At 64.9% G+C, this 8,099-nt stretch carries 5 protein-coding genes and 1 pseudogene; all 6 read right to left on the bottom strand.

Translation table 11 applies throughout. The features are described from left to right. The coding region (locus WAW17_RS03855; protein ID WP_422331691.1) for an alcohol dehydrogenase catalytic domain-containing protein at window positions 1–591 on the bottom strand (591 nt) is incomplete at its 3' end. A 106-nt stretch (window positions 592–697) separates the two neighbouring features. Continuing rightward, on the bottom strand, window positions 698–1,564 hold the full coding sequence (locus WAW17_RS03850; RefSeq protein ID WP_422331690.1) for an SMP-30/gluconolactonase/LRE family protein: 867 nt from the start codon (window positions 1,562–1,564) through the stop codon (window positions 698–700). 69 nt (window positions 1,565–1,633) lie between these two features. After that, window positions 1,634–3,238, bottom strand: coding sequence for a long-chain fatty acid--CoA ligase (locus WAW17_RS03845; protein ID WP_422331689.1), 1,605 nt, complete (start codon window positions 3,236–3,238; stop codon window positions 1,634–1,636). A gap of 43 nt (window positions 3,239–3,281) precedes the next feature. Further along, the gene (locus WAW17_RS03840) at window positions 3,282–4,934 is read right to left on the bottom strand and encodes a flavin-containing monooxygenase (RefSeq protein ID WP_422331688.1); all 1,653 of its coding nucleotides are present in this window, start codon (window positions 4,932–4,934) and stop codon (window positions 3,282–3,284) included. Window positions 4,935–5,381: 447 nt separating this feature from the next. After that, a complete protein-coding gene (locus WAW17_RS03835; protein WP_422331687.1) occupies window positions 5,382–7,202 on the bottom strand; it encodes a sigma-54-dependent Fis family transcriptional regulator in 1,821 nt (606 codons plus the stop codon). Between the two features lie 24 nt (window positions 7,203–7,226). Further along, window positions 7,227–7,505: pseudogene (locus tag WAW17_RS03830) on the bottom strand (hypothetical protein); the annotation flags it as partial. Window positions 7,506–8,099 lie beyond the last annotated feature (594 nt).

Raw genomic sequence — 8,099 nt, 5'->3', positions numbered from 1 at the left:
GAGACCGAGTGCTCCGGCGCCCTGCACCACCACGGTCTCGCCGAAGGTCTGGTTTGCGCGTTCCAGACCGTACATGACCTGGGACAACGCGCAGTTTGCGCCGGACGCCAGCTCGTCGGGGACTGAGTCGGGGACCTGGTAGAGCGTGGCGCCGGCTGGCAGCAGGAAGTAGTCGCCGTAGCCGCCGACGAAGTGGGGGGGCTGTTCGGCGTTGCCCAGCATGGCCATCGACAGATGCTCGCAGGCGGTGCGGTGGCCGCGTAGGCAGTTATGGCAGCGGTGACAGGAGAAGAAGTAGGGGAAGGTCACCCTCGTCCCCTCCTGCAGCGGGCGGCCGTCGGAGTCTGCGCAGACCCCGTCGCCGAGCGCGGCGATCTCGCCGACCATCTCGTGCCCGAGCACGGTGGGAAGCTGACCGCCGAGTCCCTTGGTCTGGAACGTGCCGTGCCAGGCGTGCAGGTCGGAGCCACAGATGTTGGTGCGCTTCACCTTGATCAGGACCTCGCCGGGGCGCACCTCATCGAGGGTGGCTTCGGTAAGGGTGAAGGGCTGGTTGGGTGCGTCGAATCGGGCGATGCGACCGGTGAACATGGAATCCTCTCGGATAGTCGGGAGTCATCGGTGGAGATGGCCGCACGGCCGGGACCCGTCAGGCTCCCTCGACCGAACAGCCGCAACTCCAGGGATCCATGACTCCTCAGTTGGCGCCGCGTCGGCCGACGTTCGCGGTGCGGACGTAGCCAGCGGACCTGCCCTGCGCGAAGTCGGGAAGGGTGGTGGCGTTGGTGATCAGGTACAGCACGTCGTTGTCCGGTCCGCCGAAAGTGACGGCGACGCCCCAGGCGTCCGGGACGAGGATCCGGTCGGTGATCCGGCCGCCCTCCTCGACCCGGTAGAAGCCGCTTTCCGGGCCTTCGATAAACACGTTGGCGTACCACACGCCGCCGTCGGAGTCGACGGTCATGCCATCCGGATTGTGGGTCTCGGGCAGTTCCGCCCAGGTCCGATAGTTGGTGAGAGTCCCATCGGGCTGTCGATCGTAGGCGGAGATCTTGTGCCCCAAGGTCTCGGAGAGCAACAGGGTCTTGCCGTCCGGGTGCAGTTCCACGCCGTTGGGGAAAAGCACGTCCCCGGGCACCGCCGAGACCTCACCGTTCGGGGTGACGTGGATCAGACGTGTGGTCTGCGTCTCGGCGCCGCCGGCGAGATCGAAGCCGAAGTTGCCGACGTAGGCGTGCCCGTCCACTACGCGCATGTCGTTGGCGTCACCACCACAGAAGGGGGCCAGGTCGGCGTGGACGGTGGTCGTTCCGTCGGCCGCGCGGCGGAGCAGCTTGTGGTCGTGCTGCGACACGATCAGCATCGAGCCGTCGGACAGGAAGCCCAAGCCCGACGGCGAGTTGGGCACGTCCGCGATCTTCTCCCAGCTGCCGTCACGCGGGTCCATCACGATGACCCGGGTGTTGAAGAAGTCGCTCAGGAACAGCTTTCCGTCGTGGTAGCGGGGCGATTCGAGGAATCCGTGGCCGCTGCTGAGCTCGTTGAATTTGTGATCGGTGGGCATGGGCCCTTCTCCTTGTTCGATGGGGTGGGCTGTGTTCGGGTGGCGTCGAGCTTCACGTGGTGTCGAGCTTCATAGGAACTCGCTGCGGAGCCGCTTCTTGTCGAACTTCCCGACGCTCGTTTTGGGCAGTTCTTCGATGACTTCGAACCGATCCGGGATCCAGAACGCCGGGAACTGCTCCTTCAGATAGGCATTCAGTTCATCACCGGAGACCTCCTCGGCGGCGACGATGAAGGCGACGGGCCGTTCGATCCACTTCGGGTCCGGCGCGCTTACCACCGATGCCTCGACGATCTTCGGGTGGCCGATCAACGCATTCTCCAGCGCCACCGACGAGATCCATTCGCCACCGCTCTTGATGAGGTCCTTGGCGCGGTCGACGATGGTGAGGTAGCCGTCGGGTGTCATCGTGGCGATGTCACCGGTGCGGAACCACCCGTTGGAGAAGCTTCCGGCCGAGCGGATATCGTTGTAGTACTCCCGGATCACCCACGGCGCCCGGACAAGGACCTCACCGGCCGTCTTTCCGTCCCACGGGGCCTCCTGCCCTGCATCGTCGACCAGTTTCACCTCCACCAGGGGCAGTGGTTGCCCTTGTCGGCTGAAGATCTCGAAGCGGGCGTCTTCGTCGAAGTGCTGGTTCGCGGTCGTCAGGCCGCAGAAGGTGAGGACCGGTGAGGCCTCGGTCATGCCCCAGGCTTGCGTGACGTGAATGTCGTGGTGCTGCTTCCACCACTTCATCTCGCTGATCGGTGGCGCTTGGCCGCCGAGCCACAAGGTGTGCAACGACGCGATGTCGTACTTCCCGGGAGCCTGCTCCACAGCGTGGCGGATCAGCATGCCGACGGTCACCGCGCCGACCAGGACGGTGGGCTTCGCGTGGTCGATGATGTCCAGGTAGTCGGTGCCCACCGGGTGATCGCCGGGCAGGACGATGGTGGCCCCTTGCAGGACGCAGGCGAACGGCATGCCCCATGAGTTGACATGCGAGAGCGGGGTCACGAGCATGTAGCGCTCGGCCTCGCTCACACCGATCGTGCCGGTGGTACACAACCCGAGTGCATGGAGCACGGTGCTGCGGTGGCTGTAGACCACACCTTTCGGATCGCCCGTGGTGCCTGAGGTGTAGCACATCGACGCCGCGGTGTTCTCGTCGAGGTCGGGGTAGTCGTACTCGTCTTGAACCGCGGCCGTCAGGGCGGCGTAGGAGTACACTGGCACCCCAAGCGCGCTCTCGGTCCCGACTGCGCCGTCGAGCTGAACGATGGCCCGGACGTTGGCCAGCCGGTCCCGAAGCCGTTCGAGCAGCGGCAGTTGGTCCTTGCTCACGAGCAGGACGGTGTCGTCGGCATGCGCGATGATGTAAGCGATCTGCTCGTCCGACAGTCGGGCGTTGATGGTGTGCAGCACGGCGCCCATACAGGGCACGGCGTAGTAGGCGACCAGGTGCTCAGCGGTGTTCCAAGCCAGCGTTCCCACGCGGTCGCCAGGCCTGACGCCCAGGTCGGTCAGCACATTCGACAACCTGCGGGCGCGGCGGCCGAGTTCGGCGAAGGTGAAGGTGTCGAAGCCGTCGGCGGTGCGCGCGATGACCTCTTTGTGCCCGTAGAGGCGTTCGGCGCGCCACAGCAGCGTCTTGATCTGCAGCGGCACATCCATCATCAGGCTCTGCACGGTGCGCTCCTTGTGTGGATAGTCGAGAAATTCGGGGGGCGCGTCATGCCTTGACGAACTCCGGATATCCATTGGCCGCGGAAGTATTGACCTCGTCGAGGTACGCGGGCAGGCCGGCCGGCCACATCAGCAACTGGACCTTCTTGCCGGGGATGTTCGCCCCCATGTACCACGACGCGGCCCGATCGAACAGCGCCGCCTCGCAGACCGCGTCGATCTTCTGCTGCCAGGTCTTCTCGGCCTCTCCGGTCGGTTCGATGCGGGTTACGTTGTTGTCGAGGAGGTGATCGACGAATTCGACGATCCACTCACCCTGTGCCTCGGCCGCGGTCGGACCATTGCAAAAGCCGGACGGGCTCTGGGGGCCGTAGACGAACAGCATGTTCGGGAATCCCGCCGTGGCGACGCCCAGCGCCGTGTGAGCACCGTCGGCGAACGACTCCGTGATCGACTCGTCCTGGCCATTGCGGATGTCGATGGCGGTGATGCCGCCGGTGACGGCGTCGAAACCGGTGGCCAGAACGATGATGTCGAACTCGTGTTCCACGCCGTCGGAGGTCACAATGCCCTTGGCAGTGACATGGTCGATCGGGTTGTTGCGGATGTTGACCAGGTCGACGTTGTCCTGGTTGTAGATCTCGTAGTAGCGCTGCTCTAGCGAGGGCCGCTTCACCCCGTACGGGTGCGGCGGATCGGTCGGGGCCAGATCCTCCCACAGGTCCTTGTTGTGGATCCGCTGCCGGGTCTTGTCCCGCCAGAACTCGTAGAAGGTGCGGTTGCTGTCTTCGTCGAAGAGGACGTCGTTGAAGTTGCCGAGCCACAGCACGAAGCCGCCGGCCTTCCACAACCGCTCGAACTCGGCGTCCCGTTCCTCGGGGGTCACGTCGACCACGCCCTTGTCGAGGAATTCGTACTCGAATCCGCCGAATGTGGTGTTGCGCTTCGCCATCCGATCGGCATACATCACTTTGTCCGTGGCGTTCTCGTCGTCGGAGATCTTGCGCTGACGCATCGGTAGCGCGATCATCGGGGTTCGCTGGAAGACCGTGAGCTGGGCGGCCACCGGGGCCGATTCCTGTGCCACTTGGATGCCGGAGGCGCCGGTTCCGATCACGGCGACGCGCTTGCCGGTCAGATCCAGGCCGTCCTGCGGCCAGCGCGCGGTGTGGTGCGCGACGCCCTCGAAGGACTCCAGGCCGGGGATCTCGGGGATGTAGGGCTTGGAGCCGAATCCCGTGCACAGCAGCAGATACCGCGTGGAGATCTCGCGGGTCTCGCCGGTCTCGGAGCTCTCGGCGGTCACCATCCAGCGCCTCGAATCCTCGTCGAAGCGGGCCGCGGTGACCCGGGTGTTGTAGCTGATGTCCTTCGACAGGTCCAGCTTCTCGTCCACGTGGTGGAAGTAGGCGCGCAGCTCCGACCAGTCGGGGTAGAGCTCGGAGTAGTTCCAGTCACGCCACAACTGGGCATCCGAGAACTGGTACATGGGACCCCAGCTGTCCACGCGGGCGCCGGGGTAACAGTTCCAGTACCAGACGCCGCCCAGTCCTGCGGCCGACTCCACGACGTGGACGTTGTGGCCGCGCTTGCGCAACTCGTTGAGCTGGTAGAGGCCGGCGAATCCGGCGCCGACGATCAAGACGTCACGTTCTTCGGTGCTCACGGGTACTTCCTCTTCTTGCCGGTTTATGACCATTTGCCGGTTTCGGCGGTTACAAGAAAATGATCGCGGCGTAAACAACGATCGAGGTGTCTCATTTCGAGGCACCGCCTGGACAGCACCCATCAGACCGCAAGGTCCGGCCGTTCTTGCTGGTCACACCTGTTCCATCTCCCGGCGGACGTAGAGTCCCGGTAGCCAGGGCTGCTCACCACGGTGTCTCATTTGTGGGGCACATACGGTGAACTGGATCACGGCAGGCGCCTGGTCAGCGCCGCCACGAGCAACGCGATCCTCATCCGACGTCTGGTTCTCGGGCAAACCACCAGACATGAGACGTCTTCGAAAGTCCGGCGTCAGCTGCTCGGCCCTCCGCGCCACCCGGGTCGGTGGTCGTCCTCCCCGCCGTCGAAGCCAAGCCCGACGAGTGGCCTACGGCCGCGACCCCGCCTGCGGTCGCGGCTGAACTCGGCCGCGACCGTTCTAGAGCGCCAAGTCGGGGCCGTTCGGGATACCGAGTGCCCGGAGCTTGCGGTACAGCGTGGCGCGGCCGATACCGAGCACCCGCGCCGCCTCAGCCCGATTGTTGTCGACACTGGCCAGCGTTGCGATGATCAGATCCCGCTCCGACTGCTCGAAGGGCGTCAGTTGCAGACGGTGTGCGCGCTTCAACAGCCACGCCGGCAAGTCCGCGACCTCGATCTGACCGACTTTCGCCTCGACCAGCGCTGTGGCGAGCACATCACGCAGCTCGGTCACGTTACCTGGCCACGAATAGCGCATCAGCACCTGTTGCGCAGGCAGCGCGCAGGTCACCACCCGATCGGGCGCCAGTTCCAACAGGAGTTGCGGGACGATGTCGGCGATGTCGTCCAGTCGCTGCGCGAGAGGGGGAATCCAGAGTTGGTGCGCGAACCCGGCAAGCGCGCGAACCACCGTGTCACGCGGATCGTCGGTGCAGGTCACGACCAATCGCATCGCCTCATCGGCATTGCGGACCAGGTCACCCAGTTCCGCCCGGACCGGAACGGTGAGTCTGTCGATCCGGCGGACGATGACCGACTCACCTGCGGCGAGGCCGCTGCGGCAACGGTCGATCAGCGTGCTCTGCCACGCCCCTCGCTCGAGCTCCGCGTCAAGAATCCGCACACCGCCCCCGCGCATCGCCACCAGCCGTTTTGCCGCCCAGAGCTTGCCCGATCCGTCGTCACCGGTGAACGCGACGGGTTCCCAGACCTGGGCCAGGGCCGCCATCCGGTCGAGCAGCTTCTTCCACTGCGGGCTACGTCCCGATTTCGGCTGTGAGCTCCTGGACGACGTCCCCTGTCCGGCACACGATGACTTCACACCTAGGGAAACGGACCGACTCACCGGGCGCGCTACGGTCGGCCGAGGGCGCCCCGGAAGAGTTCTGGGCGGTTGGACGACGGTCTCCGGACGAAGCTTGAACACCACCCCGCCGTCCGCCTTCGTGCGACCGGCACCGAGGTCCATCCGAAACGAATAGCGCCCACACGACAATTCGACGACGCCTTCGCTATGGCCACGCTTCGCGTACGTGCTCGCCACGTCCCACAGGACCGTCTGGTCGGTGGCGTTGATCTGCTCCGCGGCGACCGCGTTGGAGAGGAACATGTTCTGCCGCAGACCGACCACCGGTCCACGATGGCGGCGACACGACCGTACGAAGCACTCGAGCAAGGCCACCTCGGACGCTGAGACCTGCTGCGTGAGTCTTGTCTCGATGTGTTTGGCGACCTCCACCAGCAATGACGTCATCAGCGGATTGAAGTCCTCGGCCAAGCAACTGAAGTCCAGTATCCCCTCGACGCTCCCCCTGACGAGATTGCGGATCGGCACGCCGACGCAGGCGAAGGGATGCAGGCCGCCGGTGAAATGCTCGAGGCCCGTGACCGTGACAACGCGCGCTTCTTCCAGCGCGGTCCCCACCGCGTTGGTGCCCGCATGCTCCTCGGCGAAACCGAATCCCGGAGCGATGCTCGCATTGTCCAGCGACCCCTGCAACGATTTCGTTCCCATCCACCGGTGGATGAGCCGCGCCTCCGGATCGGCGAGCACCAGCGTGTACCGGGTGTCGGACATGGTGGTTATCAGACGCTCGAGCACCGGCTGAGCTGCCCGGATGAATCGGCTGTCGTCATCGATATCGTCGTCGTAGGGAAGCCGCAACTCCGACTCTCGACTCACACCGCATGCGGTGGACCTCACCCACGACCGCCCGATGATCGGGCGCAGCTCTGCGCTCGCATCATCCGCAGCGGGCATTCCTATCGACAATGTCATACATCGCATTATGTGACGCACATCTCAAGAGGTGCAAGGTGGACATTGTGCCCGCAGCCGGCGCCGAATCATGTCATCGCCCTCATCGCCCTCATCGCCCTCATCGCCCTCATCGCCCTGGTGCGGGCATGATGTGCGGGTGCGGCCGGGAGCGAGCAGAGCCGGCACAATCACCCCGGCAGCGGTGAGGGTGGCCAGCGTGAGCGCGGCCTGGCCGCTGCCGTGCACGAACGCGGTCTTGGCTAACTCGGCCAGCGGCCGGGCCGCTGGTCCGGCCTGGTCGGCGACCTGCAGGGCGGCGGAGAACAGGTTGAGTGGTTGTGCACGACCCAGCTCCCCGCCGTCTGCGAGAGGCTGCTGAGCTGAACGGACGGCGGCGCAGTTGGTCCGGACCGGAATCACTTCGGGGAGTTCGACTCCGAAAGCATCGCGAAACAGAGGGTGGAACAGTTGGTGCGCCTGCTGATTTCCCACGCCGGTGCAGGGGCGGTGATTTTCACTGCGCGGCACCGAAATCACCGTCGAGCCCATCGTGCCCGACGGACCTACCGCATGATTCCGATTCAACCCAGATTGCAAACGATAGATTCGAACAGATCAAACCGGATGGACACCGACACTGTTGGTTCGGTGCGAACCGGGTTTGGGGAGCGCGTTCGGCCTGGATGGGCTAATCCTGAAGCTGGCCCGAGCCGCAAAGTAGCCCCTGCCCAAAGCGCGAGGTGATCCCTATGGGTGTTCCGTTAGCCGATCGCCCAACGGAACACCAGGCGACGCAGGCCTGGTCCCAGGTCACAGGTGTTCCGTAGAGGTGTTCCGCGAACCATCCCGATCAACCCCCGCTATACGGAACAATTCGGGATAAGAGTGAGCCGTTCCGGGTGGGGTACTGCCGCT

Source organism: Rhodococcus sp. (in: high G+C Gram-positive bacteria), from assembly GCF_049286785.1.
Taxonomy (GTDB): domain Bacteria; phylum Actinomycetota; class Actinomycetes; order Mycobacteriales; family Mycobacteriaceae; genus Rhodococcus_F.
Note: the sequence above shows the minus strand (reverse complement) of the source record. Positions and strands in the feature narration are given on the sequence as shown.